Source organism: Sutcliffiella tianshenii, from assembly GCF_016908565.1.
GTDB lineage: Bacteria > Bacillota > Bacilli > Bacillales > Bacillaceae_I > Sutcliffiella_A > Sutcliffiella_A tianshenii.
The window spans coordinates 205,291-231,812 of record NZ_JAFBED010000004.1; the positions used below are offsets into that span (position 1 = coordinate 205,291).

Annotated in this window: 30 protein-coding genes; 6 read left to right on the forward strand and 24 right to left on the reverse strand. The window is 43.6% G+C overall.

Annotated elements, in window-relative coordinates:
• Positions 1-59 precede the first annotated feature (59 nt).
• A complete protein-coding gene (gene gpr, locus JOC95_RS10595) occupies positions 60-1,223 on the reverse strand; it encodes a GPR endopeptidase (RefSeq protein ID WP_204415946.1) in 1,164 nt (387 codons plus the stop codon).
• Positions 1,224-1,484: 261 nt separating this feature from the next.
• On the opposite strand from gpr, the gene rpsT reads away from it, so the two are divergent.
• Positions 1,485-1,751: a 30S ribosomal protein S20 gene (gene rpsT / locus JOC95_RS10600; RefSeq protein WP_010196181.1), complete on the forward strand. Its 267-nt coding sequence runs from the start codon at positions 1,485-1,487 to the stop codon at positions 1,749-1,751.
• A 225-nt stretch (positions 1,752-1,976) separates the two neighbouring features.
• Here the strand turns inward: rpsT and holA are convergent, their stop codons facing one another.
• On the reverse strand, positions 1,977-3,002 hold the full coding sequence (holA, locus tag JOC95_RS10605; RefSeq protein WP_204415948.1) for a DNA polymerase III subunit delta: 1,026 nt from the start codon (positions 3,000-3,002) through the stop codon (positions 1,977-1,979).
• 336 nt (positions 3,003-3,338) lie between these two features.
• Between holA and JOC95_RS10610 the strand changes: the two genes are divergently transcribed.
• Positions 3,339-3,473: a YqzM family protein gene (locus JOC95_RS10610; RefSeq protein WP_204415950.1), complete on the forward strand. Its 135-nt coding sequence runs from the start codon at positions 3,339-3,341 to the stop codon at positions 3,471-3,473.
• 134 nt (positions 3,474-3,607) lie between these two features.
• Here JOC95_RS10610 and JOC95_RS10615 read toward each other — a convergent pair whose 3' ends face one another.
• The 3 genes from JOC95_RS10615 to JOC95_RS10625 form a co-directional block, all read right to left on the reverse strand.
• Positions 3,608-5,926 (reverse strand): DNA internalization-related competence protein ComEC/Rec2, encoded by a 2,319-nt coding sequence (locus tag JOC95_RS10615; RefSeq protein ID WP_204415952.1) that lies wholly within the window; start codon positions 5,924-5,926, stop codon positions 3,608-3,610.
• Between the two features lie 6 nt (positions 5,927-5,932).
• Complete coding sequence (locus JOC95_RS10620; protein WP_204415954.1) at positions 5,933-6,496, reverse strand: ComE operon protein 2; 564 nt, start codon at positions 6,494-6,496, stop codon at positions 5,933-5,935.
• 66 nt (positions 6,497-6,562) lie between these two features.
• Positions 6,563-7,231: a helix-hairpin-helix domain-containing protein gene (locus JOC95_RS10625; RefSeq protein WP_204415957.1), complete on the reverse strand. Its 669-nt coding sequence runs from the start codon at positions 7,229-7,231 to the stop codon at positions 6,563-6,565.
• 83 nt (positions 7,232-7,314) lie between these two features.
• Between JOC95_RS10625 and comER the strand changes: the two genes are divergently transcribed.
• Positions 7,315-8,133 (forward strand): late competence protein ComER, encoded by an 819-nt coding sequence (comER, locus tag JOC95_RS10630; RefSeq protein ID WP_204416455.1) that lies wholly within the window; start codon positions 7,315-7,317, stop codon positions 8,131-8,133.
• Between the two features lie 119 nt (positions 8,134-8,252).
• Here comER and JOC95_RS10635 read toward each other — a convergent pair whose 3' ends face one another.
• From JOC95_RS10635 to JOC95_RS10675, 9 genes are all read right to left on the reverse strand, one after another.
• The gene (locus JOC95_RS10635) at positions 8,253-9,065 is read right to left on the reverse strand and encodes a cupin domain-containing protein (RefSeq protein WP_472926649.1); all 813 of its coding nucleotides are present in this window, start codon (positions 9,063-9,065) and stop codon (positions 8,253-8,255) included.
• 112 nt (positions 9,066-9,177) lie between these two features.
• Positions 9,178-9,930 (reverse strand): class I SAM-dependent DNA methyltransferase, encoded by a 753-nt coding sequence (locus JOC95_RS10640; protein WP_204415958.1) that lies wholly within the window; start codon positions 9,928-9,930, stop codon positions 9,178-9,180.
• Positions 9,931-10,281: a ribosome silencing factor gene (rsfS, locus tag JOC95_RS10645; RefSeq protein WP_204415961.1), complete on the reverse strand. Its 351-nt coding sequence runs from the start codon at positions 10,279-10,281 to the stop codon at positions 9,931-9,933.
• Entirely contained in the window at positions 10,281-10,859 is a 579-nt protein-coding gene (gene yqeK, locus JOC95_RS10650) for a bis(5'-nucleosyl)-tetraphosphatase (symmetrical) YqeK (protein WP_204415963.1), read from the reverse strand. The genes rsfS and yqeK overlap by 1 nt, the downstream gene beginning before the upstream one ends.
• Complete coding sequence (locus JOC95_RS10655) at positions 10,852-11,418, reverse strand: nicotinate-nucleotide adenylyltransferase (protein WP_204416459.1); 567 nt, start codon at positions 11,416-11,418, stop codon at positions 10,852-10,854. The genes yqeK and JOC95_RS10655 overlap by 8 nt, the downstream gene beginning before the upstream one ends.
• Positions 11,419-11,436: 18 nt before the next feature.
• On the reverse strand, positions 11,437-11,736 hold the full coding sequence (yhbY, locus tag JOC95_RS10660; RefSeq protein WP_204415965.1) for a ribosome assembly RNA-binding protein YhbY: 300 nt from the start codon (positions 11,734-11,736) through the stop codon (positions 11,437-11,439).
• Positions 11,730-12,566 (reverse strand): shikimate dehydrogenase, encoded by an 837-nt coding sequence (gene aroE / locus JOC95_RS10665; protein ID WP_204415967.1) that lies wholly within the window; start codon positions 12,564-12,566, stop codon positions 11,730-11,732. The genes yhbY and aroE overlap by 7 nt, the downstream gene beginning before the upstream one ends.
• Before the next feature lie 26 nt (positions 12,567-12,592).
• A complete protein-coding gene (gene yqeH / locus JOC95_RS10670; RefSeq protein ID WP_204415970.1) occupies positions 12,593-13,696 on the reverse strand; it encodes a ribosome biogenesis GTPase YqeH in 1,104 nt (367 codons plus the stop codon).
• Between the two features lie 5 nt (positions 13,697-13,701).
• On the reverse strand, positions 13,702-14,220 hold the full coding sequence (locus tag JOC95_RS10675) for a YqeG family HAD IIIA-type phosphatase (protein ID WP_318245813.1): 519 nt from the start codon (positions 14,218-14,220) through the stop codon (positions 13,702-13,704).
• Positions 14,221-14,687: 467 nt separating this feature from the next.
• Between JOC95_RS10675 and sda the strand changes: the two genes are divergently transcribed.
• Positions 14,688-14,828, forward strand: coding sequence for a sporulation histidine kinase inhibitor Sda (gene sda / locus JOC95_RS10680; protein WP_204415972.1), 141 nt, complete (start codon positions 14,688-14,690; stop codon positions 14,826-14,828).
• Between the two features lie 133 nt (positions 14,829-14,961).
• Here the strand turns inward: sda and JOC95_RS10685 are convergent, their stop codons facing one another.
• From JOC95_RS10685 to JOC95_RS21550, 5 genes are all read right to left on the reverse strand, one after another.
• Positions 14,962-15,744: a phosphatidylserine decarboxylase gene (locus JOC95_RS10685; protein ID WP_204415973.1), complete on the reverse strand. Its 783-nt coding sequence runs from the start codon at positions 15,742-15,744 to the stop codon at positions 14,962-14,964.
• A 213-nt stretch (positions 15,745-15,957) separates the two neighbouring features.
• Positions 15,958-17,730: a M3 family oligoendopeptidase gene (locus JOC95_RS10690; protein ID WP_204415974.1), complete on the reverse strand. Its 1,773-nt coding sequence runs from the start codon at positions 17,728-17,730 to the stop codon at positions 15,958-15,960.
• 533 nt (positions 17,731-18,263) lie between these two features.
• Positions 18,264-18,977, reverse strand: coding sequence for an RNA polymerase sporulation sigma factor SigK (sigK, locus tag JOC95_RS10695; RefSeq protein WP_204415975.1), 714 nt, complete (start codon positions 18,975-18,977; stop codon positions 18,264-18,266).
• Positions 18,978-19,247: 270 nt separating this feature from the next.
• On the reverse strand, positions 19,248-19,484 hold the full coding sequence (locus JOC95_RS10700; RefSeq protein ID WP_204415978.1) for a hypothetical protein: 237 nt from the start codon (positions 19,482-19,484) through the stop codon (positions 19,248-19,250).
• Between the two features lie 26 nt (positions 19,485-19,510).
• Positions 19,511-19,633 (reverse strand): hypothetical protein, encoded by a 123-nt coding sequence (locus tag JOC95_RS21550; protein WP_263629487.1) that lies wholly within the window; start codon positions 19,631-19,633, stop codon positions 19,511-19,513.
• A gap of 203 nt (positions 19,634-19,836) precedes the next feature.
• Here JOC95_RS21550 and JOC95_RS10705 point away from each other — a divergent pair, with 203 nt between their 5' ends.
• The gene (locus tag JOC95_RS10705) at positions 19,837-20,733 is read left to right on the forward strand and encodes a helix-turn-helix domain-containing protein (protein WP_204415980.1); all 897 of its coding nucleotides are present in this window, start codon (positions 19,837-19,839) and stop codon (positions 20,731-20,733) included.
• A gap of 37 nt (positions 20,734-20,770) precedes the next feature.
• On the opposite strand, the gene JOC95_RS10710 is transcribed toward JOC95_RS10705, so the two are convergent.
• The 4 genes from JOC95_RS10710 to JOC95_RS10725 form a co-directional block, all read right to left on the reverse strand.
• On the reverse strand, positions 20,771-22,297 hold the full coding sequence (locus JOC95_RS10710; protein ID WP_204415982.1) for an ABC transporter permease/substrate-binding protein: 1,527 nt from the start codon (positions 22,295-22,297) through the stop codon (positions 20,771-20,773).
• A complete protein-coding gene (locus JOC95_RS10715; RefSeq protein WP_204416461.1) occupies positions 22,294-23,250 on the reverse strand; it encodes an ABC transporter ATP-binding protein in 957 nt (318 codons plus the stop codon). Before JOC95_RS10715 ends, JOC95_RS10710 begins: the two co-directional genes overlap by 4 nt.
• Positions 23,251-23,588: 338 nt before the next feature.
• Entirely contained in the window at positions 23,589-23,729 is a 141-nt protein-coding gene (locus JOC95_RS10720; protein WP_204415984.1) for a YrzI family small protein, read from the reverse strand.
• Positions 23,730-24,141: 412 nt separating this feature from the next.
• On the reverse strand, positions 24,142-24,378 hold the full coding sequence (locus JOC95_RS10725) for a YrhC family protein (RefSeq protein ID WP_204415985.1): 237 nt from the start codon (positions 24,376-24,378) through the stop codon (positions 24,142-24,144).
• A 249-nt stretch (positions 24,379-24,627) separates the two neighbouring features.
• On the opposite strand from JOC95_RS10725, the gene JOC95_RS10730 reads away from it, so the two are divergent.
• Complete coding sequence (locus JOC95_RS10730) at positions 24,628-24,837, forward strand: hypothetical protein (RefSeq protein ID WP_204415986.1); 210 nt, start codon at positions 24,628-24,630, stop codon at positions 24,835-24,837.
• Between the two features lie 37 nt (positions 24,838-24,874).
• Here JOC95_RS10730 and JOC95_RS10735 read toward each other — a convergent pair whose 3' ends face one another.
• Positions 24,875-26,413 (reverse strand): carboxypeptidase M32, encoded by a 1,539-nt coding sequence (locus JOC95_RS10735; RefSeq protein WP_204415987.1) that lies wholly within the window; start codon positions 26,411-26,413, stop codon positions 24,875-24,877.
• Positions 26,414-26,522 lie beyond the last annotated feature (109 nt).

Here is a 26,522-nt window from a genome sequence, read left to right on the forward strand (position 1 = left end):
TCTATGCTAATTGCTACTATGTGTATGCATCAGCACAAAAGAGTAGAACAGGCTGTCGATTAATGGGTATAGGCGCCTACATTATCCTGGCCAACTTTTGCATGCAGGGCGGCATTCAATCCTTCCGCAATGACATTTGCCATGTCACCAATGAAGTCATCCACTTCCTTTGGCGTGACCATCAGATTATGGCCAAGCGGGGAAAGGACCTCATGGATCAATCTTCTTTTTTCCTCATCAGGCAATGTCCCGACAAGGCCGAGGAAATTTTGGCGATGCTCATCAGCCGGCAGATCCTCCTCTGTCAGCTTCCGCTTTTCACCAAAGCTCATTCCTGCAGGGACCAATGACCTTGAAGGGTTATCCCCTTCTTTCATTTCCCTGCCGAAATGCTTGAGAATAAAGTCAATCGTATCACTTGCCATGGATACCGCATCGACAACTGTCGGGATTCCGATGGCGATGACAGGAATCCCGAGCGTATCAAGACTAAGCTCTTTTCTTTTGTTGCCGACCCCTGACCCTGGGTGGATGCCTGTGTCTGAAATCTGGATTGTTGCATTGACCCGCTCAATGGAACGGGCAGCCAGTGCATCGATGGCAATGACAAAATCAGGTTTCGTTTTTTCCACAACCCCGACAATGATGTCACTTGTCTCGATTCCCGTTAACCCCATCACTCCGGGTGTGAGCGCACTGACCGGGCGGAAGCCGTCCTGTACCGATTCCGGCTGAAGGCTGAAAAGATGCCTTGTAATAAGCAGATTTTCGCAAGCAAGCGGCCCCAGGGCGTCAGGCGTCACATTTTTATTGCCAAGCCCAACGACGAGACAGCTGGCATCCTTTGAAATTTTCATTCCATCCAAAAATGCGCTGAATTCTTTCGCAAAAACCCTTTCCACCTTCTGCTGCAGTTCAGTATCCTGTTGACGGATCGCCGTTGTTTCCAGGGTCAAATAGTTCCCGGCTTTTTTCCCTGTCATTTCTGCACCTTTTTCAGAGATGGTAACGGTTGTTATATTGATTCCGTCAGATTGGCGTTCTTTCACCACCACTCCCTCAATCGCCGTGGAAGGCTGACCACCGGGCTGGGCGGTTGTGCTTCCGCCCGTCTGTGAAGAGGGGGACTCCTTTTCCTGTTTTTCACGTGCTATCTCGTTTGCTTCAATTGCCAAATCTGTTCTTACACTATATTGACTTAAATCCAATGGTTGATTATTCATAGAGACCTCCATCATTGCCAAATTTTAGTTTTATTTTTACCTTTTCCCCGCTTTTCATGCATCCTATATTCTTGGGCCTGAAACGACTTTTCATCACAATTAAGGCGTGATTTTCATGGAAGAAACCACTTTCAAGAAAATTACCTTGACTCCCTATTGCATAATCATCATGGATTTGATAGAATATCACTTGTTCTTATAAGTATAGAAATGTCGAGTTTTATATAATCTCGATCGTCGAATTGTATGGAGGTGAAAGATATGCCAAACATTAAATCTGCTATCAAACGTGTAAAAACTAACGATGTACGTCGTGCTCATAACGCTACTATTAAGTCTTCTATGCGTACTGCTGTGAAGAAAGTAGAAGCTTTTGTTGCCAACAACGATGTTGAAGGTGCAAAAACAGCTTACTTAGAAGCTGCGAAGCGTTTAGACAAAGCTGCTCAAAACGGTATCATCCACAAGAATGCAGCAAACCGTCAAAAATCTCGCCTAGCGAAAAAAGTAAACGGCGCTACTGCCTAATGAAAGACGATCCACTTGGGTCGTTTTTTATTTTGCCTTTTTTTATTTTCCCATTAAAGACACCACCAGTGCCTGGCCCCTCCATCCACCGATCTCAAACAAACCAGTGCCTGGCCCCCTCCATCCACTAACCAACCTCTTTCTTCCCCCAAACAAAAAAAGAGGGGCCTGGCACTAATAAGTACCATCCCCCACCTAATCCCATTCAATGTCAATCATTTCAAACTATTTCACCGGTGCCAGCTTCAGCAGCAGCATTTCAATTGCCAGCCTCTTGTCCACTTTCCCGCTTTTCATCTCATAATCCGCTTCTGCAAGATCCTCGATCATTTTCATCAGTTCCTTGCGTGAAAAATAGCGACTCTGTTGCGCTGCCAGTTTCACTCTGTATGGATGCACCCGTAGGATCCCCGCCATTTTCTGCTGACTGTAGCCTTGTTCACTCAAATCCTTCACCTGATATAACATCCTGAATTGGGTGGCGATCAAGGCGTGCAGCTTGATGGGCTCTTCATTGTTCCTGATCAATTCGTAGAAGATTGCCAATGCTTCATCAATTTTACGGTGCACCATTTTCTCGATCAGCTCGAAAATGGTATGTTCGATTGATTTGGCAGCAAGCAGTTTGACCGTTTCCACATTGATTGTCTGTTCAGCCGCTCCTATATACATCGCCATCTTGTTGATTTCCTGTGCCAGGACAGAAAGGTTCACCCCGGCGATTTTCAGCAATTCCTCCGCAGCATCGTTGGCAAGCACAGCACCGTTCTGTTCTGCCCTTCCCTTCATCCAGGCCATGAGTTCCCTTTCGCCCAGGGGTTGCCCTTCGATTACCTCTGCTATCGATTTCAACTGCTTCACGATTTTTTTGCGTTCGTCAAGCTTCTCATAAGGCGCATGAATGACAAGGATGGTGTAAGGTGCCGCCTGCTGTATGTATGACAAAAAACGGTCTGTGTTGTGCTCCACCTTGCTTTTACTTTTCTCACCCGTCAAAAAGAATGGATTGGTGAGCACCACCACTCTCCTCTCTCCCATAAAAGGCAAGGTTTCCGCGTCTTCAATCGCGATATCGACCGGCTGTTCTTCCATATCATAATAGGACAGATTGAAGTCATGCTCGTCCACTTCAAGGGCATGATCGATGATGCTGTCCCGGACTTCTTTTAATAAAAAACCTTCCGTTCCTAATAATAAGTAAATAGGCGCAAAATGTTTTGCCTTTATTTTTTTCAATGCTTCAAATCCCATAAGATTGCTCCCGTCAGTTTTGGTTCACTATTCTATCGTACATGAGGAAGCAAGGTTGTGACAAGCATTGAAACGACAAACAGAAAAAACGCCTTTAAAAGTCAAAGGAGATTAGTTTCAGCTGTAAAAACTAATCCCCATTTTATATGAACGTCAACGTAGCGAGCCCCAGGTAACTCACTTGCTGACGATTGACCCCCTCGGGTGTAATACTATGTTCTCCCGTTATTTCCGAACTATTTGTGACAACTCTTGTCAAAGGTGGAAAAGCATATTTGTTAGGTAGATTTTTTTTAGCGAATAGCTTATACTAATGAATGATAAGGAGGGATACTTATGAACGAATTTGAAAAAAGCGTCCAAAGTAAACGTAACGATGCAGTTGATTCTGGTGTCGGTTTTGTCGTATCCTTCGGGTTTTTCGCAACGATTTTTCTAATGGGAACTCTTATTCAGTACCTAGGATCTTAATTACGGTTCTATACATACCGTAGTGATTCTTTCTCAAAGCTCGTTGTGGAAAGAATGAGGATAAAACTCAAAGCTTCGTTTTAAAAGAGACTGCTGATAACCTGCAGTCTCTTTTTCATTTCTTCTAGTGTATCCTATGGTAATTGGGTGGAAAACGTTCCTCCGCGTTGTGTAAAATTATAAAAGATGGCTCCTTGTTCATCCGTGCGATAATGCATGGAACCGATACCTTCGATTCGCTCCAGCACTTCAGCATGGGGATGCCCAAACCGGTTGTTCCTGCCTGCTGATATAAGGACATAATCAGGGTCCAGCCGATCGAGAAATGGAGCCAGGCTGGATGTGCCGCTGCCATGATGCGCAGCTTTCAATACATCCGCCTTCAATTCAGGATACCTCTGAATAAGATCCCTTTCCCCAGCTGCTTCTATATCACCTGTAAACAGCCACGATAGCCCGCCGAACTCTGCGTACAGGACAATGGAACCATCATTTTTGTCCTTATATACCTTTGATGGATGCAAAAATTGAAAGGAAGCTTCCCCTGCTTTCCAACCAGACGAATCATCCACCACTTGTACGTTGATTTTCCTTTTTGCTGCCTCTGACATAACCTCCCGTTCCATTTCTCCCCCCTCTCTTCCAAATCCAACAGGGACATATAAATCCTTTACTTTTATCTCGTTCAACAGGCTTGGAACATTGCCGATATGATCATAGTCCCCGTGCGTCAAAAATAGTTTATCCAGTTCCCTTATCCCTTCCGCTTTTAAAAAAGGGACAAGGATACTTTTTCCGCCATCAAATTGCTTTTTTCTCCTTTTCCACTCCTCCACCTCAAACTGGTAAACACCCCCCGTATCAATCAAGTAAGTGCCGCGATTGTGCGGCAGCCTGATATAGATGGCATCTCCCTGCCCGATATCGAGTACCACGGCCTTTCCACCTGGCTGGAACAAGCCGATATTCCAGTGAAAAATAAAACAGATCATCAGGAAACACATGGCCTTCCAGCTTCTTTTGAAGGTTACATTTTCCATTTTGTAAAAAATGAATAAAACCGACAGAATATATCCAACCATCAAATAAAGTGGTGGTCTTCCGAAAACGAGAGTACCGAATGAAAAACCGGCGACCCCTTCAGCCAGACCATTCATCAATAGCAAAGGATATTTCAGCAATGGGAGAATGACGGGTACAATATCAGGGGAAATGATCAGGCAAAAGAATATGAAAAAGGAGAGCGGCAATACAAACAAGGAGTAGAAAGGGACAAAAATGAGATTCAAAAGCGGGCTCCATATGGAGAATTGAAAGAAATGATAAAGGATGACCGGCAGTGATGCAAGTTGAGCAACGATTGAGACGTAAAGCAATTGATTGCTTTTATGCGGGAGAGTTCGCAGCCTTTTCTCCGAGAGGATCAAACATAGACTGACAATAAAAGAAAGTTGAAAACCGATATGATAAAGGTAATAAGGATTGATCAACAGGATGATCATGCATGCCACCCCGATGGCATCGATGGATAGGAACCTCTTTTTAATCATCAGATACAAGAGCACCACGCCGGTCATTATGCCAGCCCGTATGACTGATGGAGCCGCCCCCGCGACAATCACATATAATGGGAGGAACAGGAGAAGTGTACCATTCATGAAAGCTCTTGTGACACCCAGTCTGATACCAATAAGGAATATGGCGGCCGTGACCACGCCTACGTGAAGGCCTGAGATTGCCAGCAGATGGACAAGTCCCAACAACTGATAGGTTTCAAGGATTTCTTCATCCATGTAGCCTCTTTCTCCAAAAAGGAGGCTGATCATGAATCCTGATACAGGCTGTTCCACTTCATCATTGATCAGTTTCATGCCTTTTACCCTCCATTGCTTCAATGCTGTATGGAAGCTTGGGGAGGGTGGAGATGTACATTCTGTAGGGGCATCGATTAACGTGAGGGTCCAGTGAATGTGTTGGTGATAGAGAAATCGCTTATAGTCGAAGGCATGAGGATTTGTAGGAGGCAGCGGTTCTTTAAGTGATCCTAAAAAAAAGCAATTGTCCCCGATCTGGAGTGAGGAAAAGCTTTGAAATTCATTTTCTGTATCCATGTAGTATTCAATAAGAAGGGTTTCTTCCCTTTCGGTGTCGATTCTAAAGGATATTTTATTGCCATCCCTTAGGATCATATGGGTTATTTCTCCGGAAAATTCTGTATCCCTTACAGTATACTGGGAGATATTTGCCCGGTCTATCACGCTATAATACAACCCATAACCAATTCCGACCATCAAGGCGGCACATGCCAATCCGCTTCTTTTCAAACCAAGCCATATCCAAAGAAGATAACAACATGTTAATGTCAGCAGCCCCCAGTGAAATAAAAAACTGGAGACTGCAATGCCCAGACAGCCGGCAACGGCAAGATAAGCAAAATTGCCTGTTTGGTTCATGAGGGATTACACCCGGACACTAAACAAACTTTCGGCCTTTTCATACCATTCCTTTATTTCTTCCTCTGAAGCTCCCGCGTTTTCAAGCTTAGCAATCAACTCAGTGATGAACTTCAATTTTTCAGGATCATGAAGGCCTGAATTTTGAAACTCCACATATTGAACCCGGACTCCCGCCTGTTCAAACATTTCCATCGCGTATGGGTGATTCTTATAATCCATGGCATAATAGACCGTCTTTATCCCTGCCTGAATGATGGCTTTACAGCAATGAAGGCATGGAAAGTGCGTGACGTAGATTTCTGCCTCCGCTGTCGGCACACCGAATTTGGAGCATTGGAGAAGGGCATTCATTTCTGCATGTATCGTCCTTACACAGTGGTTATCGATGACATAGCATCCTTCATCGATACAATGCGTCCCGCCAGCGATGGACCCGTTATAGCCCCCTGCGATGATACGCTTGTCTCTGACTATGGTAGCGCCGACTGTCAATCGTGTACATGTGCTGCGTAATGCGAGTAAATGGCTTTGAGCCATGAAGTATTGATCCCAAGATATTCTAGCCATAGATTTCCCTCCAGCTTCTGATTTGCAATAACTATAGTGTATCGACATTCCCGTTGCCTCGTCAATTTAATTTGTCGTGGTAATCTCATCCCGTATTTTCTCTAGTGATTTCTCTCCGATACCTGTGACATTCAACATGTCATCAACCGACTTGAATAGGCCATTTTCCTCGCGATACTCTATGATGGCTTGAGCTTTGGAAGGGCCTATCCCAGAGAGTGTTGTAAGCTCTTCCTCTGTCGCGGTATTAATATTCACCTTTTTATCAACCGCTCCCTTTCCCCCGGCATCATTCGGTGTTTCGACGAATGTCAGCTCTTCAGTTTCCTCCCCTTCTTCCGGGACATAGATCACCATTTCGTCCACTAATAAGGAAGCCAGATTCACTTTCCTCGTATCGGCATTTGGCAAAAACCCGCCCGCTTTGTCCACCGCGTCAATGATTCTTTCTCCGGATAGCAGCTCGTACACCCCTGGAAGCCTTACTGCGCCTTTGATATCAATCAAAACAGTCGCAGGGAGACGGGGGGAATCATTTGTTTCTTGTTCAAGAGACTGATTTGGTTCCTCCACCTCCTCTTGATCCCGCTCTTCAACTACGAGCTTCTGAAAAACAGGAGGTTCCGTCATCTCAGAAGAGGGGAACATCTTCGGCCATAGGAAAATCACGAGTACCACGGCACCCATTGTACCGAGCATCCATTTCTTTTTATGGAGATATAAGGATTCTTTCACTGTGGTTTCACCTTCTATTCATATTTTTTCTAAAAAAACATATAGTGTATGAGAAACTTTTTTGGATGAAGGAGGGAATGAAATTGAAAATTGGAATCATCGGGACCGGTAACATGGGAAAGATATTAATCGAAGCATTTATCGAAGCTGGCGCAGTACCTCCTGAAAATATGACAATAACCAATCGGACTTTAAAGAAGGCGTATAGCATTCAAAGCCTATACGAAAACATAGTGGTAAAAGAAACAGCAGAGGAAGTAGCGAAAGATGCAGACATCATTTTTCTTTCCGTCAAGCCTTTGGATATTCACCCCCTTTTAATGAGAATAGATCATTTACTGACTAAGGATAAATGTGTGATTTCCATCACCTCTCCTGTATCTGTGAAGCAGCTGCAGTCTCTCGTATCCTGTCAGGTGGCAAGAATCATCCCGAGCATCACAAACCGCGCCCTTTCCGGGGTGACCTTGATGACTTTTGGCGAAAATTTAAGTGCAGAGTATCGCGATTATCTGACTGAAATTTGCGGAAAGATTTCCAAACCGATCACCATAAGTGAAAATGTGACAAGGGTCGCTTCCGATATAGTAAGCTGCGGACCTGCATTTTTCAGCTATCTGCTGCAACGTTTCATAGATGGGGCAGTAAGTGAAACAGAGATAACAAAAGAGCAGGCCACCGCACTTGCAAGTGAAATGATCGTCGGAATGGGAAAGCTGTTGGAAAAGGATCTTTTTACGCTGCCAACCCTTCAGGAAAAAGTGTGTGTAAAGGGTGGTGTAACAGGAGAAGGGATCAAGGTGCTCGAAAATGAGCTGGGTGATGTGTTCCATCATTTGATTCAAAAAACCCACGAGAAGTTTGATGAAGATCTATGCGAGGTTAAAAAGCAGTTTCATTAGAAAGGTATTCGACTCTTTCGACAGAATTCCTTTTTCTTTTGCAAATTTTTCATAAAAAAATGATGATAAAAAACCATCCTTGGGATTAATGGATGGTTTTTTCCACTGAAGATAAAAGTTTACATATTTTTGCTCTGCTGAAGAAGCTTGGATTCTCCTGTACGTTCCCACTCTTCCACGGTTTCATATGCCTTTTCAGGGGAGTATCCTTTCCCGACAAGGACTCCCATCAGGATGAATTCCTGTAGGATATGTGTGGCATTAATGCCTCTTTTCACATCCTCTAAGCCCTCATTCACTAAAAACTCCGTGTACTTTACCCACTCATCTGGAGTTTTCCCTGAAATGACCGTTCCTTCTTGCTCTTCTTCTGCAGCCATTGCATCAGCCTTGGTAGTATGGACGGTGCCAAATGGATGGTTTGGCGGCGCATATATCGAGTAGAGTTTGAGCGGGGTATTGCCTGTGTTGGTCAGGTTATGCCATGTGCCAGCAGGAATGATGATGGCGTAATCGTCATACACATCCCTTTCAAAGGTAAAATTATCTTTACTCTTACCCATTTGAACAATTCCCTGTCCTTGCTCGATCCTTAAAAATTGATCCACGTCAGGATGCATTTCCAAACCGATATCTTCCCCAGGATTGAGGCTCATCAAGGTAAGTTGCAAATGCGTTCCCGTCCACAAAGCTGTACGATAAGTATTGTTTTGAATGGTGGCTTCATTGATATTCACCACATAGGGATTTGGCCCATTATCTTTAAGCTGGATTCTTCGGTCTCCCTGGATGAATCCGACGTAGTCATATGGATTTATCGGGGTATATCTGTAAAATGGCTGTTGAGCATAATGATACATCGGCGCTTGAACATAATAAGGATTCGGATATTGGTACCTGAAAAAATTTGGATCATGGTACATTTTTTTCATTCCCTTCCCAGTTTATAGATTTATCCTATGCACTGTCAGTTGGAAGGTACTTCGTCTAAAACAAAAGCCCATCAAATTTGGACGAATTTGATGGGCTTCCATGTTTGTTTATCTATATTTTTCTTGCGGCAAAGAACACTCTTTCCGCCTGATCGGCGAGGTGTTCCATGGAGAAATCCCCTGTAAGGGATAACAGTTCAAAGCCTGCTTCCTCCAGCCATTTCTTATAGAGATCCACACTATGTGTACGCTGATAATGCACTTCGTCAAAGCGGGAATATTGTCCTGATTCCTCATCGAGGACAAAAAAGCTCAATTCATGCTCCACACTGTTGGCTTCTTCCCCTGCAAAGCAGTTCCATATGTAGGACACTTCTTCTTCCACATTCGTAAAGGTGCTATTCACAAATATTTGGGACATTTTAAAAAGGGAATGAACATCAAACATAAAGAGGCCACCATGGGCAAGCTGGGTGTAAACCCTATTGAAAGTTTCCCGGATCTCCTCTTCTGTCCGCAGATAATTGAGGGAATCGCAAAAGATGGTCACGCAATCCGTACCAGCAAAACCATCAAGCTCCGTCATATTCTGCTCAAAATAGGGGATCGTGACCCCCGCTTGAACAGACTTTTCATGGGCTACTGCAAGCATGCTTTCAGATAGATCCACACCAGAGACCTTCCACCCTTCTTTCGCAAAACGGATGGTCATTTCCCCGGTCCCGCAACCGACATCCACGATGCTAAAGTCCTGTTTCCCCTTCGCATGACGACCTTTGATGCTCTTGACGTACTCCACCCATTTATCATACGGGACGTCCTCCATCAAATGATCGTAAATGAAGGCAAATTGACCGTAAGCCATTTACGTCAGCTCTTTAAGGACGTCTTCACGCGGGGCATCTCCCCAGAGTCGCTCCAGGTTGTAATAGCCACGCTCATCCTTATGGAAGACATGTGCAACGACATCCCCAAGATCTACAAGGATCCAACGTGCCTCATCGAAGCCTTCCATTCTGCGGACATTTTGGCCCTGCTCTTCCGCTGCTTCCTTGATCGCCCTGGCAATTGCTTGTACCTGCTTGTCGGAGTTACCATGACAAATCAGGAAATAATCCGATACAAGGGAGATCCCCTTCATATTCAAGGCAACCAATTCTTCTGCTCTTTTATCGTCTGCCGCTTGTGCAGCAAGTTGTAATAATTCTTTTGACATTAACTTAACTTCCTTCCTTTTACTTTCATAGTCATATCATTATAAGCGTGAAAAGTATCCGGGTAAACAGGCTGATTCCGCTTCAAAAGATAGGAAATCGTATTTTTCATCGCTTGTATCAGTGCTATATCAAGGCTTGATTCGGCAGATTCCCTTACCTCTTCCACCCCGGGAAAGTCACGGCCCGGCTCGATATAATCCGCTACATAGAGGACCTTATCAAGCGTAGTCATATTAATTTTTCCTGATGTATGGCATTTTATCGCCTCTAAAACTTCTTTATCCGTAATGCCTACTTCTTTTTCCACCAAATAGGCACCAACCGGGGCATGCCAAAGTTCATCATGGTGTGTAAGGAGATCCTGCGGCATATTTTGATCCAGGATGATATTCCGCATTTCTTCCTTATCGCGGAACTTGGCATAGTCATGGAAAATAGCAGCAAGTTCTGCCTTGTTTTCGTCCACGCCATACTTTTTTGCGAGAACGATGCTTGTTTCCATCACCCCGATGGTATGGATATAGCGGCGTTCTGTTAATTTCTCCCGAACAATTCTGAGCGCTTTTTCTCTATTCATACAGCTTTTTCTCCTCTATCATTCGTCGGACATTCTCTGGCACCAAATAATGGGTTGATCTCCCCTCTTTGATACGCTGCCTGATGAGCGTAGAGGAAACCTCAAACTGGGGAGTTTCCACTTCGATCACAGGTAGTGAGGTGGTAATCGAATATCCCGGCCTTTTCACACCGACGAATTTCACCAGCTTCAGCAGTTCTTCTATTTTATGCCATTTTGGGAGGTATTCCACCATATCGGCCCCGATGATAAAATGAAAATCCACTGTCGGATAGCTTTCCTTCAACATCAATATCGTGTCATACGTATAGGACGGTCCTTCTCTTTCAAGCTCAATTGCCTGGACCTGAAAATAAGGCTGACCTTCAATGGCTCTTTTGATCATTTCAAGTCTTACGTCGCTGGATGTGAAGGAATCCGACTGTTTATGAGGGGGGATATGGTTCGGCATGAACCACACCTCGTCCAGGCTCAAGACATGCTTTACATCATTTGCTATCAAAAGATGACCAAGATGCGGAGGATCAAAAGTGCCTCCCAAAATGCCTACTTTTTTCACCATGATCCCTCCCTCACCTTATCTGGATTTCGGCAATTCGATCTGTTTGTTTTCCCTTGACTCCTTGTAAAGGACAACAGTATTTCCGATTACCTGGACAAGCTCCGCCCTTGTTCCTGCTACAAGCTCATTCGCCACTGTGTTTCGGTCATCATCACAGTTTTGCAGGATGCTCACCTTTATAAGCTCTCTCACTTCAAGTGCTTCGGAAATTTGTTTGGTCATATTTTCATTTACCCCACCTTTTCCAACTTGAAAAATCGGGTCAAGATGATGTGCCGCAGCACGTAGAAATCTTTTTTGTTTACCTGTTAACATGATGTTCCTCCTAGTCGTTCTGTTACTAATGTTTCCATCCTTTCCACATCCGGAACATTGCCTGTCCATTGTTGAAAGGCGAGAGCAGCTTGATATGCAAACATCTGCACACCATTTTGGACAACCGCTCCCTTAAGTCGTGCTTCGTTCAATAGCCTTGTTTCTAAAGGATTATAAATGATATCACTTACCACTGCATTCTTTTTCAATGTTGAAAGCGGGATAGGAGTCTCCTCCACATGGGGATGCATCCCTACAGATGTGGTCTGCACAATGACATCATACGTAGGGAGACTCCGGACAGCTTCTTCCATCGTCACTGCACGGCAACGGTCATGGAAGGAGAACTCCTCGATCAGGCTGATCGCTTTCTCAGGTGTGCGGTTCAAGATATCCGCCGTGACCCCGGGCTCCTGTAAAAGAGAATAGATGATGGCCCTGGCTGCTCCGCCGGCACCAATGATCAGCATCCGTTTATCAGAAGTCTGCGTCACCTGCTTTAACGCTTCCACGTATCCTGGCCCATCGGTATTGTACCCTTTCAATTTCCCGTTTTCACAGACCACAGTATTGACCGCACCTATCCGGCGGGCGTGTTCGTCCACTTCATCCAATAAAGGAATGATGCTCTCCTTATGTGGAATCGTCACATTGAAGCCGGAGACGCCGAGGGCTTTCATCCCTTTCACTGCGTCTTCAAGGTCACCGGGCTCCACATGGAATGCATGATAAAAGGCATCCATACCCAGATGGAGAAAAGCATCATTATGAATGAGTGGAGACATTGTTTGCTGTATCGGACAGCCTATCACCCCGTATAGCTTCTTCATCAGTGCGCCCCCTATTCGATCCTATGTTAAATCAGGGACTTCCTCAGCATCACACCAACGCCTTTTGGGACATGTGCAACAACCTTGATCCCCGCTTCTTTGATTGTGATCCATCCCAGACCGGAAAATACGATATCCGTTTTTTCCTCTTTGATCGTGAATTCATGCGCAATGAGTTCCGGGAAATTTTCCGCATGATCTTCTCCAGGTGGCTGCAACAACTCACCAAGATGCTCTTTATACATACTGTCTGCATTTGCAAGCTTCGTCCGATGAATATAGAGTGCGTTGGAAAAATAACAGGTGAATGAATTGCGTCCACCCTTTATATAATCGAATCTTGCCAATCCACCAAAGAATAACGTCTGCTCTTCGTTCAATTGAAAGACCATCGGCTTGATTTCCTTTTTAGGTGAAATGACCTTCAGATCTTTTTTGTCCACATAATGAGCCATCTGATGACGATTGATGATACCTGGCGTGTCATAAAGGGAAGCGCCATTATCCAATGGGATATCTATCAGGTCCAAAGTCGTACCAGGGAACTGGGAAGTAGTAATGACATCCTTTTCCCCGGAGAACTCGCGGATGATGCGGTTGATGAACGTGGATTTCCCTACGTTCGTACATCCGACTACATATACATCCTTACCGTTGCGATACTCGTCCATTGCAGCTGCAAGTTCCTTTACCCCTGTACCTTTATCTGCACTGATCAAAAATACATCTTCAGGCTTCAAGCCCAGTTCCTTGGCAGCAAGCTTCATCCAGTTGATCACTTTGTTAGGCTTTACTGATTTTGGAAGCAGATCCACTTTATTTCCCACAAGGAGGATCTTGTTGTTTCCTACAAATCGGTGCAGTCCAGGCAGCCAGCTTCCATCAAAATCGAAAATGTCCACGATTTTTACCACGAGGCCTTCCGATTGTCCGATGCTATGCAGGATTTTGATAAAATCATCATCTGTCAAGGATACATCCTGAATTTCATTATAGTTCTTCAACTTGAAACACCGCTGACAAATGATCGTCTCTTTGTTCAATGATGATGGTGGAGCATAGCCCAATCCGGTTTTATCCTCGGTTTGGATGTCCACTCCACAACCAACACACACTACTTGTTCTTCCATATAGCTTAATCCTCCCAAGAAATCATGCCTCTTCGCTTCATCCAAGATAATATTCTGCGCTCTACCTGTCGATTGAACTTGGTGACAAACCCATCTGATTTGGCAACCGGGACAACCAAAATGGTATGCAGCCCCAGACGGTTACCTCCGAGTACATCCGTCAGAAGTTGATCACCGATGACAACCACTTCCTCAGCCTTGATATCCATCTCGCGCAAGGCGCGCCTGAAGGCTCTTCTGAATGGTTTTCTTGCTTCATAGATGTAAGGGATCCCCAATGGATCTGAAAAGAATTTCACACGCTTCAGCTTATTATTGGATACGATGGTGACCAAGATTCCGGCAGCCTGCATTTCCTTGAACCACTCAATCAATGCAGGTGTCGCTTCGGGTCTGTCCCATTCCACCAATGTGTTATCAAGGTCTGTGATGATCCCCTTGATGCCTTTTTCCTTCAATTGCGCTGGCTTGATTTCGAACACGCTTTTTACATGTTCAGCCGGCAGAAAATATTTTAGCACGATGCTCACCCTCTATATATATTTCTAAATTCGAATACAATTTTTTGATGTACCTTTTCCGAAACAAAATTATACTTTACCATCTTACCCAAATTCCTTCAATGTTCCAAGTAAATTGTCGATAATAGTAGTGTTTACTAATGATGCAAGAGATAAAAATTAACGGAAAATAAAAATTTTTCGACAAATTACAGTCACTTTCAACACCTGTGGATAACCTTATCTACATTATACAACCCAGCAGATTGCGTTTATTGGTAATTATAAACAGATTACCCACAAGTTATCCACCTTTCGCTGTGGATAACAGAACGGTTGTTCTAAAAAATATTACGTGGTAGAGTAATGATACAAACAAGCTAACTGATCATTATATGACCATACCGGATGACATAGAACAGAATTTCACACTTTTGGAGTCGACTATACATATAGACCACACTAGGAGGTGTAGGGCAGAGGCCAACCTGATGAGAAAACTTTCTGATGAACTTTTACTTGAATCCTATTACAAAGCAACGGAGTTAAAACTGAGCTCAGATTTCATCCACTTGATAGAGCTTGAAATACAACGCCGATCCTTGAACTATAAAATTAAAGCAACATCCTAAAAGAGCCTGGATATGGCTCTTTTTTTGCGTCCGCGTCCGGATACGACAAATAAAAGAAAAGCTAGAGTTGGAATACACTAGCTTTTGCCATTGCTCTTCTCGTTGTTCCAAAGCTTGAGAGGGGTATCCTCCACTAGCTGAGCCACTTACCGATTCTTTGCCCCACCTTCACTTCCTGTTTTTCCTTGATGGAAGGATCAATCATGAAAGAATCCTTTTCAAACAGGAGGATGACAGTAGATCCAAAGGAGAAATAGGCCATTTCCCCTCCCTTGGTCAGTTCACTTGATTCGTGTGTAAGTTCAATGCTGTTGACAAACATTGCGCCAACCTTCACCAAGGTGACGTGTTTGCCATTATGCTCGATTTCTGTAAGGCGGCGGTAATTTTTGGCCAAAGGCTCTTTACCGTATTTCAGTCCAAGCTGGTTGACCGGATAGGATTTGCCGCCCAAGGTCCATTGCTTGGTAACCTCCCCTGTGATCGGGCTGTGAATTTTATGATAATGACTCGGGCTCAAGTAAAGGACCATGTATGTTCCGCCCATATACTTCGGTGCAAGCATCTCATCTGAAAGCATTTCTTCTATTGAATAGTCAATACCCTTTGCAGTCATCTGTAAATCATTGGTGATGCTGCCCATCTTCTCCACTACAGCATCGACCGGGCTAACCACGGAATCTGCAGCAGCATCAATCGGGCGCACGGTCGTTTTCAGGCTCCGGATGAAAAATTGTTGCAGCGTTGGAAACGTGGAGATATCATCCTTCATCTCATCCAAATTGATTTTATAGACATTCGCAAAGGACGGGATGAACCGTTTACTCATTTTTGAAGAAGCGAATCGTTTTACAGCCATGGAAGAGTACTTATGATTCGTCAGCTCTATCGACAGCCTGTACAAGTTTTTTAACAAAATATTTCCCTCCAACAGAATCTTTTTGATGACACTTATATAAAAAACAAGAAATGTTTAATAGACATTGGTTGATTTGTAATTAAACCTGACAAAACGCCAGACTCCATGAGTGATATTATAACATTTGAAGCAGGCTCTGCACTATTTATTTATAAAGTATACCCAAACACAAAAAGGCAGCCCCGCTTTTACCGCAAGGCTGCCTTTCAATTATTTGGTCAGTTCAAGGAATTCTTCTACATCCTCAAGTGATTTTTTCACTGCTTTTTCCCAGAAATCGCGTTGTGTCAAATCCACGCCAAGATGTTTCTTCGCAAGGTCCTCCACCGTCATGGATGCAGTATCCTTCAACAATGCGATGTATTTGTCCTCATAGTTCGTTCCCTCCTCAAGCGCTTGGCTGTAGATGCCGAGTGAGAAAAGGTAGCCGAACGTGTAAGGGAAGTTATAGAACGGGACCTGCGTGATAAAGAAATGCATTTTGGAAGCCCAGAATGTAGAATCATATTCATCCAACGCACCGCAGTATGCTTCTTTTTGCGCTTCCACCATCAGTTCATTCAGCTTCTCCACACTCACAAGTCCATTTTTGCGTTCTTCATAGAATCTTGTTTCGAAAAGGAAGCGGGCATGGATGTTCATGTAGAACGCAACGCTGCGCTGAATTTTATCTTCCAGTAATGAGATCTTTTCTTTTTCATCCTTCGCATACTTTACAGCTGCATCGGCAACGATCATTTCAGCGAATGTGGACGCAGTCTCCGCCACATTGCTTGCGTAGAAGCGGTTCAATGTCGGTACTCCATGCATGGCATGCTGATGGAAAGCATGGCCAAGTTCATGTGCTAGGGTGCTGACATTGGAAAGCGTGCCCGAATAGGTCATGAAAATACGGGACTGACCCGATACAGGGAAGCTTGTGCAGAAACCACCCGGACGCTTGCCTGCGCGGTCTTCCGCTTCGATCCAGCGATCTTCAAATGCCTTTTTCGTGAACTCCGTCAGCTCGGGCCCAAACTTGGAAAACTGCTCGATGATGAAATCTGCTCCCTCCTGATAGGACAGCTTCGTTTCTTCTGCAGTCAGGGGGGCGGAAACATCATACATACTCAGCTTCTCAAGGCCAAGCAATTCCGCCTTGCGGTTCAGATACTTTGTCAGGGTGCCTTTATGGTCTGTGATGACCTGCCACATCGTATCCAGCGTTTCCTGCTTCATGCGGTTGTTATCAAGAGGCTCCTTCAGTACAGATTCCCAGCCTCTTTGCTCATATACTTGAAGGCGGAAACCAGCAAGATGATTCAATGCCGAGGCAATCGTATCTGCTTGGTTTTCCCACGCCTCTTTCCATGCTTTTGCCACTTCTTTACGGACTTCACGGTTTCCATCAGAAAATCTGTTTTGAGCCTGACCGACGGAAAGCTCTTTTTCCTCACCTTTGTCCTTCACTTTCACTTTGATGGTCCCGACAAGGGAGTTATACAGCTTGCCCCATGCATGGTATCCATCCACCGCAAGAGATGTGACCAGCTTTTCCTGAACTGCCGGCAGTTTATCATTCGCTCTTCGTCTGCGTTCATTCAGTACATATTCCAATACTTTGAATTCTTCCTTTTCCAAAAGTGAAGTCCAAGTCTCTTCGTCGATGGTGACAAGCTTGTCATCCAAAGCACCAAGAAGCACCTGAAGCTTCGCATGGATCTGGGCAACCTGCCCCTGCAGTTGGGCTGCTCCCTTATCCCTCACATCCGCAGCAAGCAGACAGTTGACGAATGCAGAGGACTGCACAACCTTTTTCACGACAGTTTCATATTCTCCAAGCACTTCTTCCAGGTCATCCACTTTGAATGCAGCAATATGTTGTTCGAACGCTTTTAGGTCCTCTTTTATTTCCGATAGATATGTATGATAGCTTTCAGAACTGCTTCCACCTTCAAAAAATATATCAAGGTCCCAAGTATCTTGAAATGTTTTCGTTGTCATAGTAGTTGAATCCCCCTTTTTATTTCATAAAAATAATTATAACGTAAAAATTATAATATTTCCATAATTCCAAACCATTAGGCTTACAAAATATTCGAGTTTCGAAATTCATCCTATAGATACAAGAAAAAAAGCTTATGCTTCAAAAGCATAAGCTTATCTGACAAGATAGTTACGATAGTAGTGTCCTCCACCGAGTAAAAGGAGGATGAACAGAACCACTACTATGCCGTAGAGCCAGCCTCCGAAATATCCGTAAGGTCTATATGGCGGATAAGGGCATGGCGGCGGACAAGGCGGAGGGCAACATGGGCCATATGGGTACATACCATAACACCTCCTTCAAGGAATAGGTATTTATACCACTAACATATGCAAATCCCATAAAAGAGACAGGGCAAAAGCGGAGAAAAACCCCAACTTTCTAAACTTTTATCACAAGTTCGTGTCAGGAATATTAAATTTTGATGAGGGGCCAGACCCCGGCAGGAATTAAGAAAACCTTGGACGGTTGATGTCCAAGGTTTTATATTTCATTGTTTTTTCTTTTCTTTTTCGGCCCGGTAGAATTCGTGGAACATTTTCATGAGGGCGCGTTTTTCGATGCGGGAGACGTAGCTTCTTGATATGCCGAGCTCTTTGGCGATTTCCCGCTGTGTTTTTTCATCCTTGAGGTCAAGTCCAAAACGACCGACAATCACTTCCCGCTCCCGGTCGTCCAGTACATCGATATATTCCTTTATCTTTTCGAGCTCCATATTCAGCTGGATGGTATCAATCACATCCTCGGATTCCGATTTAAGGACATCAATGAGGCTGATCTCATTCCCCTCTTTATCCTGACCTATCGGATCGTGCAGGGAAACATCCTTTTTTGTCTTTTTCAATGCCCTGAGATGCATCAGTATTTCGTTCTCAATACATCGAGCCGCATAGGTCGCGAGCTTTGTTCCTTTTCCGGAATGGAAGCTCTCAATGGCTTTGATCAGTCCGATGGTTCCTATGGAGATCAGGTCCTCGGAATCTTCGCCAGTATTTTCGAATTTTTTAACAATATGTGCCACCAGACGCAAGTTATGTTCAATCAACATATTCCTTGCATGTTCGTTGCCCCCTGCCATGAGCTTTAAGTATTTTGCTTCGTCCGCTGATGATAATGGTTGTGGAAATGCATTATTTTTGACATAGGAAACTAGAAAGATCAGTTCTTTGATTAAGTACCCTACCGATGCTAATATGCTTGACACACTTTCACCTCCATAAGAATCGTTAGGCAAGAGCCTAGTAGTAATTCTTATGTCAGAAGTGGTCTAACTGTGCAAGTACACCTGAAAATAAATAAATGCAGCTCTCTTGAACTGTCACATCCTTTTGTTCGATAAAGAGAAATTAATTTTTAATCTACCAATTCCTACGAATAATGGTACAATTTGAATAAGAACGGATGTTCATAAAATGAAGATCCCCCTCCCTTTCAAAAGGAAATAAAAAAATCTTCCTATTATAATAGGAAGACATCAGTACTGGATATAAGGTAGTTTTTTAAGCTTGGAAGGGATCGTTCCTCTTCCGACTTTAATGACGCTGTACTCTTGAAACAGGGTTTCAAACCACTTTGAAACTTCAGCATAAGTTTTATTTTTGTAATCCACAAGCTGGGCAACCCGGTACCGATTACGTTCCTTTTGCTCACGATCCACAACGATAAACCAGAAGCATGTCAGCTCAAAAGTGCTAGTACTTGTCATTGACATAGTAAGAACTCTCCTTTAGCTAGAAATTAATGTCTTGTTGGCAGTTCTGTCGGTGTATAGTTATCTGTTGCACTTACGGAAGAACCGAATACATTAGCACCGAAAAGAGTGATGGAAACTACTAGTACAGTAACGAAGAATTTTTTCATTTAAATTCTACCTCCAAAAGTTTTTTGTTTGAAATTTTTGTAACATTTAATAAACTATCTATAATAGGAATAATACACTATATTTAATAGTTGCATATTTTTGATTATAGGCGATTAGAGCCATATAGCATGCAATTTTCTCAAGAATACTCCATTTCTCGTGAAAATTATAATTATAGGAATATTTTAAAGGGGGGACAAGCATGGATTTCTCTTTGATTGGGAAGGAAATAAAGGTTTTGAGGTCTGCTTTGAACCTTTCACAGGCTGAACTCAGCGAAGGTATATGTACCCAGTCGCAAATCAGCAAGATAGAGAAAGGCGAGGTTTTCCCTCTAGCGAATACTCTATACTACATCGCTGAAAGACTCGGGGTGGATATCAACTACTTTTACGATCTCGCAGCCAATCCTAGACTTTCCTATGTGAAGGAAGTTTTCACGGAAGTCCGCGAATTACTGAACAAGTGTAAATATGAGGAAGTCTATAAAATTGTCGAGGCAGAAAAAAAGAATAATCTGTTCATCAATAATAGGAAATATGCCCAATTCCTGATTTGGAATGAAGGAATCTGTGTGTACCACCTTCACCATAATAAAAATGGTGCGCTCCGTCTCCTTCATGAAGCACTCGATATGACGAAAATGACTTCCAAGCTTCTGGGGGAAAGGGAAATTGAAATTATTAATAGTGTAGCCATTATATATTTTGAAGTAGGAGAATACAATAATTCTTTAGAAACATTTAATAATGGACTTAACCATTATAAAAAGATACCTTATATCCACGATTGTACCATAAAAACAAAACTTCTTTATAATAAGGCAAAAGCACTGACCCGCCTCAATAGAATAATTGAGTCCAATGATACTTGCATGGAAGCCATCAAATGGTGTGTAAAGCACGATAGCATGTATCTTCTGGGAGATATCTATTATCATATCGGATATAACTTTAGTCTGATTGATGAAAATAAACATGCAATCGATAATCTGGAGCGTTCAATTGAAATATTCAATCTGCAGGATAACAAGATCTTTGTTGCCCATATAAAAAACAAAATCAAGGAACTCAGGACAAAAGACATCATAAAAAACTAGGCGGAGGACATGGTCCCCGCCTAGTTTTCATTTGGAATCACTTTTTTCCCAATAAACCTTTGCTCATCAAAAATTCTTTTGCAACCTCAAAGCTCGTCTTTCCTTCCACACTTACCTGATAGTTCATCTCGCGCATTTCATCGTCATTGATCTGGTTGGCAAGCTTGTTTAGAATCCCTTCCAGTTCAGGGTGTTCTTCCAAGGTATCCTTTCTGAGAAGTGCTGCCCCCTGGTATGGCGGAAACAAGTTTTTGTCGTCCTCTAAAACACGGAGATTGTATTGTTTTATTTCGGCATCCGTCGAGTAGGCATCCACCAGGTTGACATCGCCTGTCTCAATCGCCCGATAACGGAGTTTTGGCTCCATCGTTGTAAGATTCGGCAAAGTAAGCCCATAAACATCCTGAATTCCCACATACCCATCCTCTCGATCGGCAAATTCAAGCGTGAATCCCGCTTTTATCTCATTTTTAGCTCCATTCAGGTCAGAGATGGCCTTTATTTCATTTTCTTCGGCAAAGTCTTCCGGAATGGCCAGCGCATACGTATTGTTAAAGCCCATCGGCTCAAGGTAGACAAGATCGTCCTGCTCGAGCAGCCCTTTTTTCGCCTGCTCAAATACCTCCCTTTGATCAACGCTGACAGGCTCCTCTTCAAGGAGAGTCACTATTGCTGTACCGGAATACTCCGGATAGATATCGATCTCTTTACTCTTTAAAGCACGATAGACAAAACTGGTTTTCCCGAGAGATGGACGGAGCTCCACCTTCAAATCAGTTTCCTCTTCAATCAGAAGCTTGTACATATTGATGATGATATCCGGCTCAGCACCGATTTTTCCACTGAGAACGAGATCCGGCTCTGTCGCACGCATAACGGCAAAAGGGGAAACAAAAAGCAGAACGGTGGCCAAACCGATGATGAGCGCCTTTTTACCCGCCCCTTTACGTGCAGCAGTCTCGACCGCCCTTAATATAAGGTCAAATAGAATCGCAAGCAGGGCGGCAGGTACCGCGCCTAAAAGGATGAGCGCATTGTCGTTTCGGTCGATGCCAAGGAGGATCAGCCTACCCAGGCCACCCGCTCCGATCAACGCCACAATCGTTGCCGTACCTATGATAAGCACCATGGCTGTTCTTATCCCTGCCATGATGACCGGAAGAGCCAACGGCAGTTCCACTTTGAATAGCCTCTTGGCAGATGTCATCCCCATTGCCCTTGCAGCTTCCTTGAGCGATGGATCCACTTCTTTGATCCCAGTGTACGTATTTCTCAGGATTGGCAGAAGTGCATATAAAAATAAGGCAATCACTGCAGGGACGAAACCGATCCCAACAAGTGGTATCAAAAGCCCGAGCAGCGCAAGGGATGGTATGGTCTGAAGTACGGCCGTCACTCCAATAATCGGCTCTGCAATCCTTTCTTTTCTTGTCAAATAAATGCCAAGCGGCACAGATATGGCAACGGCTATCGCAAGCGCAATGACGGAAATCTGGATATGTTCAAGCAGGGCGCTCCAAAGCTGATCCCCTCTCGCTTCATACAAATCACGAAGGAATGTCATGATACAGTACCTCCTTCAAGATTGCGTTTATAGATGAACTGGAGTACATTTTGCCTCGTAAGCACGCCTAGCGTACCGCTTGCGCCTGTCACCGTGACTGCTTCATGGACCTGAAGCAATTCAAGCGCCTCTGCAAAACTGGATTGCCCATCGATAGCTACGGCGGATTCGACACCTTCCACCAACGTCAATTCCTCCACTACATCTTCAAGCTTTAGATGAAAGATACTTTGTTTGCTGCCGATGAATGATTTTACAAAATCGTTTTTCGGATGTTTCAAAAATTCCTCCGGTGTACCCACCTGCACCATCTCGCCGTCCTTCATCAGACAGATCCTGTCACCAAGCGTCAGGGCTTCATTCATATTGTGTGTGACAAATACAATCGTCTTTTGGATTTTTTCCTTCAGCTTGAGAAAATCCTGTTGCAGTTGTTCCCTGCTCAACGGATCGAGTGCACTGAAGGGTTCATCCATCAGGATGATTGGCGGGTCGGCAGCAAGCGCCCTCGCCACACCGACCCGCTGTGCCTGGCCACCAGAAAGCTCGGATGGCTTCCTATTCCTATAGATGGATGGATCCAGCCCGACAAGCCCGAGCAGTTCCTCCACGCGCTTTTTGATATCCGCCTTCTTCCAGCCCTTCAGCTCAGGTACAATGCTAATGTTCTCCTCGATCGTCATATGTGGAAAAAGCGCAATTTGCTGCAGCACGTAGCCAATGTTCCAGCGAAGTTCATGGATATTATGTTCCTTGATGCTTTTTCCGTCTATAAGTATGTCTCCGTTTGTTACGTTATGTAGCCTGTTGATCATCTTCAATGTTGTGGTTTTTCCGCATCCGCTCGGACCGATCAACACAAAAAATTCCCCTTTATGTATATTCAATGAAAAATTCTGGACAGCTGTAGTCCCATCCTCATATGTTTTCTTTACATCCCTGAAGGTTATCAATCTTCGCACTCCCTTGTCCTCTAAACTTTTTCTTACTTGGTCTTAGTCTTTCTCAAAAGCACAAACTATACATACCCTTCCTTCAAAAGTTTAAACAATCGTTCCCAGTCCATGAAAAAAGGCGAACCCATTTGGTCCGCCTGTACCTACTATATTTTTTCCTTCCTTTTCATCCTCGTGACGAAGATGAAAGGCAGAAGGGTCAGCTTCAAGAACATACTAAGACTCCTCTCCATTTTTTAACTAGGTGAAGTCTTCCTCCACACTTTTCCATGTAAGAACTTTTTGCTTTTGCTTCATCATCTTAATCCTCTCCTTTCGCATTTTTTATGAAATCCTTAGTAAAAACGCACATCGCTGTACATACGGTCCTTAAGGGTATTTAGTGTTTCAACGACTTTCTCTTCGTGCAATCGTTCTTCAATGGACTGTTCTCTTTTCTTCACAGTAATCGTTACAAATAGTAAATGTAGGGTCATGGTGTATCACCTCCTTTTATTTTGGTTCCTTAGACACCGCCGTTGATTTCCGCACTAGGCTTCTTCTAAGCACACAAAAAACCGCAGGGGGATTCCTGCGGGCATTTTGGATGGATGAAGACATAAAAAGCCGCAGGGAATCTATTCTCCTGCGGCTGGATCGGTTAACGGAATGTTAAATTTAAGCGTGAGTATGCTTTGCTCCAGATAGGTCGAATAGACATAACGTATTCAATTGTGATTTGTTGTTCCACTTTTTCATCATCATTGTGTTCGACCTCCTTTGCATAATTTTACTTACAGAGGTAAGTATATCCAATTACTCTGTATTTGTAAACACCATTTTTAAAAAAATTAGAAAATAAACAATAAACACAAAAAAACCTCCCGGATTAAAGGGAGGTTCGGCTGTTCATTCATCTTGTTCCTGTTCTTGTAAAAGTCGTTTCAATTTTCTCGTTTTCAACACAGAAAATACGGATCCTGAGAGAAACAGCACCGTTGCGCCCATCATTGTATAGATTTGCAGGGCTTCTTTGCCGCTATGCTGAAAAGCTACTCCTATATATAAAAACACACTTACTGTCGTTAATATCATGGCATATCTTGTGTAATCCTTGATTTTCAATTGAAGCTCTTTATTATTCATATGTCATCACCTCATATGTACTACTTTAACATAGATTAGTAGGATCACTCGCTTGTAATTTTCTCCATAAACACGTTCCTCGTCCGTTATCTTCTAGTCATTCCTACCCTTATTTATGAAAGAAATATCCTAAATATGCTATCACTCTAGTGTTTTTTTCTCATTCTTCTTTTTTCCTTCTCTGAGAATGTCATTCAATGTCGAATTTATGTATAATAGGCAATAAGTTTCCAAAAGGAGGTCAGCCTTATGAAACGTCTACTACTATGCAGTTGTACCTTCATCCTTCTTTCCGCCTGCTCCACTGAAAGTAACACCACAGAAGAAATCGTTGTGGTGAACCAACCCAATCCAAGCAACCAGCCCAATGACCAATCTACAAATGAAAGCTCTTTGTACATCAAGGATCACAAAGAGAATGATGACAAAAAAGAAGAGAAGAATGACGATGAGGAATAAAAAAGAGGAGCCGGCTCTGCAGCGGGCTCCTTTCCTATTATGACAACTGATAGATTTCGGCGTACTTTTCTTCCAAATATCTGATGAGGTATTTTGCATCCAGCTCTTCTCCCGTAACTTTGACAATCAACTCGTTCGGAGAGTAGAGTTTTCCGTGCTGGTGGATGTTCTCTTTCAGCCATTCCCTGATTGCCATAAAGTCCCCTTGCTCGATCTTGTCGTAGAAATCAGGCATTTCCTTCAAGAACGTATAAAGGATCTGTGCTGCATACAGGTTTCCAAGTGAATAGGATGGGAAGTATCCGAATCCGCCAAAGGACCAGTGGATATCCTGCAAAACACCAAGCGTATCAGTAGGCGGTGTGATTCCCAAGTAATCTTCAAACTTCTGATTCCATACTTGTGGCAGGTCCTTGACTTCAATCTCTCCGCCAAACAGTGCTTTTTCAATTTCATATCTGATCATGATATGCAGATTATAGGTCAGTTCATCCGCTTCCACCCGGATCAGTGATGCATCCACACGGTTTGTGGCACGGTAGAAGTCATCCAGTGAAACATCATTCAACTGATCTGGGAAATGGTTTTGCAGATCACTATAGAAGTAGGTCCAGAACTCTTTGGAGCGCCCTACCATGTTCTCGAGGAATCGTGATTGTGATTCATGAATGCCAAATGAAGTCCCTCGGCGAATCACCGTACCTTCATAATCTGTGTTCACGCCCTGCTCGTACATGCCATGTCCTGCTTCATGGATCGTGCCAAAAATGGCAGAACGGACATTATCCTTCTGATAGCGGGTAGTAATACGGACATCCCCTGTGTTCACTGATTGGGCAAAAGGGTGGACCGTCTCGTCCAGACGTCCGCCTTCCATATCAAAACCGATCAATGGCAGAATATACGCATTGAATTTCTTCTGGGCTTCCACATCATATTCCTGTGCAAAGATATCCTCGCGAGGCTGTGCATTTGAAGCCTTGATTCTATTTAATAGATCTACACTCTTTTCACGAAGCTCCTTGAATAATGGATCTAGCTTTTCCACCCTCAATCCTGGCTCATATTCGTTCAACAGTGCGTTGTAAGGATGACCTTCATAGCCATAGTACTCCGCAAACTTCTTTTTGAAAGCAAGGACCTTCTCCAGAACTGGTGCAAAGGAGGCAAAATCATTTTTATCCCTTGCTTCCTCCCATGCCTGGTTCGCGTTGTTCACCAGGATCACATATTCCTGATACTCATCAGCCGGGATCGTTTTGGACTTTTCATAATTTTTCTTGCGTTCTTTTACACAAGCTTTGGTCACTTCATCCAACTGAGCCCAAACATCATCAGCTGTCAGGAATTCCAATACTTCTCCCATTTCTTCAGAGATGGAGAGTTTGAAGGACTCAGTTGAAAGTGTCCCGATCGCTTTTGCAAAAAGGGCACGCCCCTTTTTCGGTGCCTTCGTTTTTGAATCCCAGCCAAGCAGGCCAAGGACATCACTATAATGACAAAGCTTTTCATCAAGCTTTTTGAACTGCTCGACCTTCAATTGAACCTTTTCATCTAATACAGGTACTGTTGACATATTACTCCCCCTAATTGATTATTAAGAAAATTATGTACATTCCCAATTATTATAACAGATTTGTTTCGTATTGCGAATAAAAAAGTTTGGACAAAAAAACCTCCAAAAG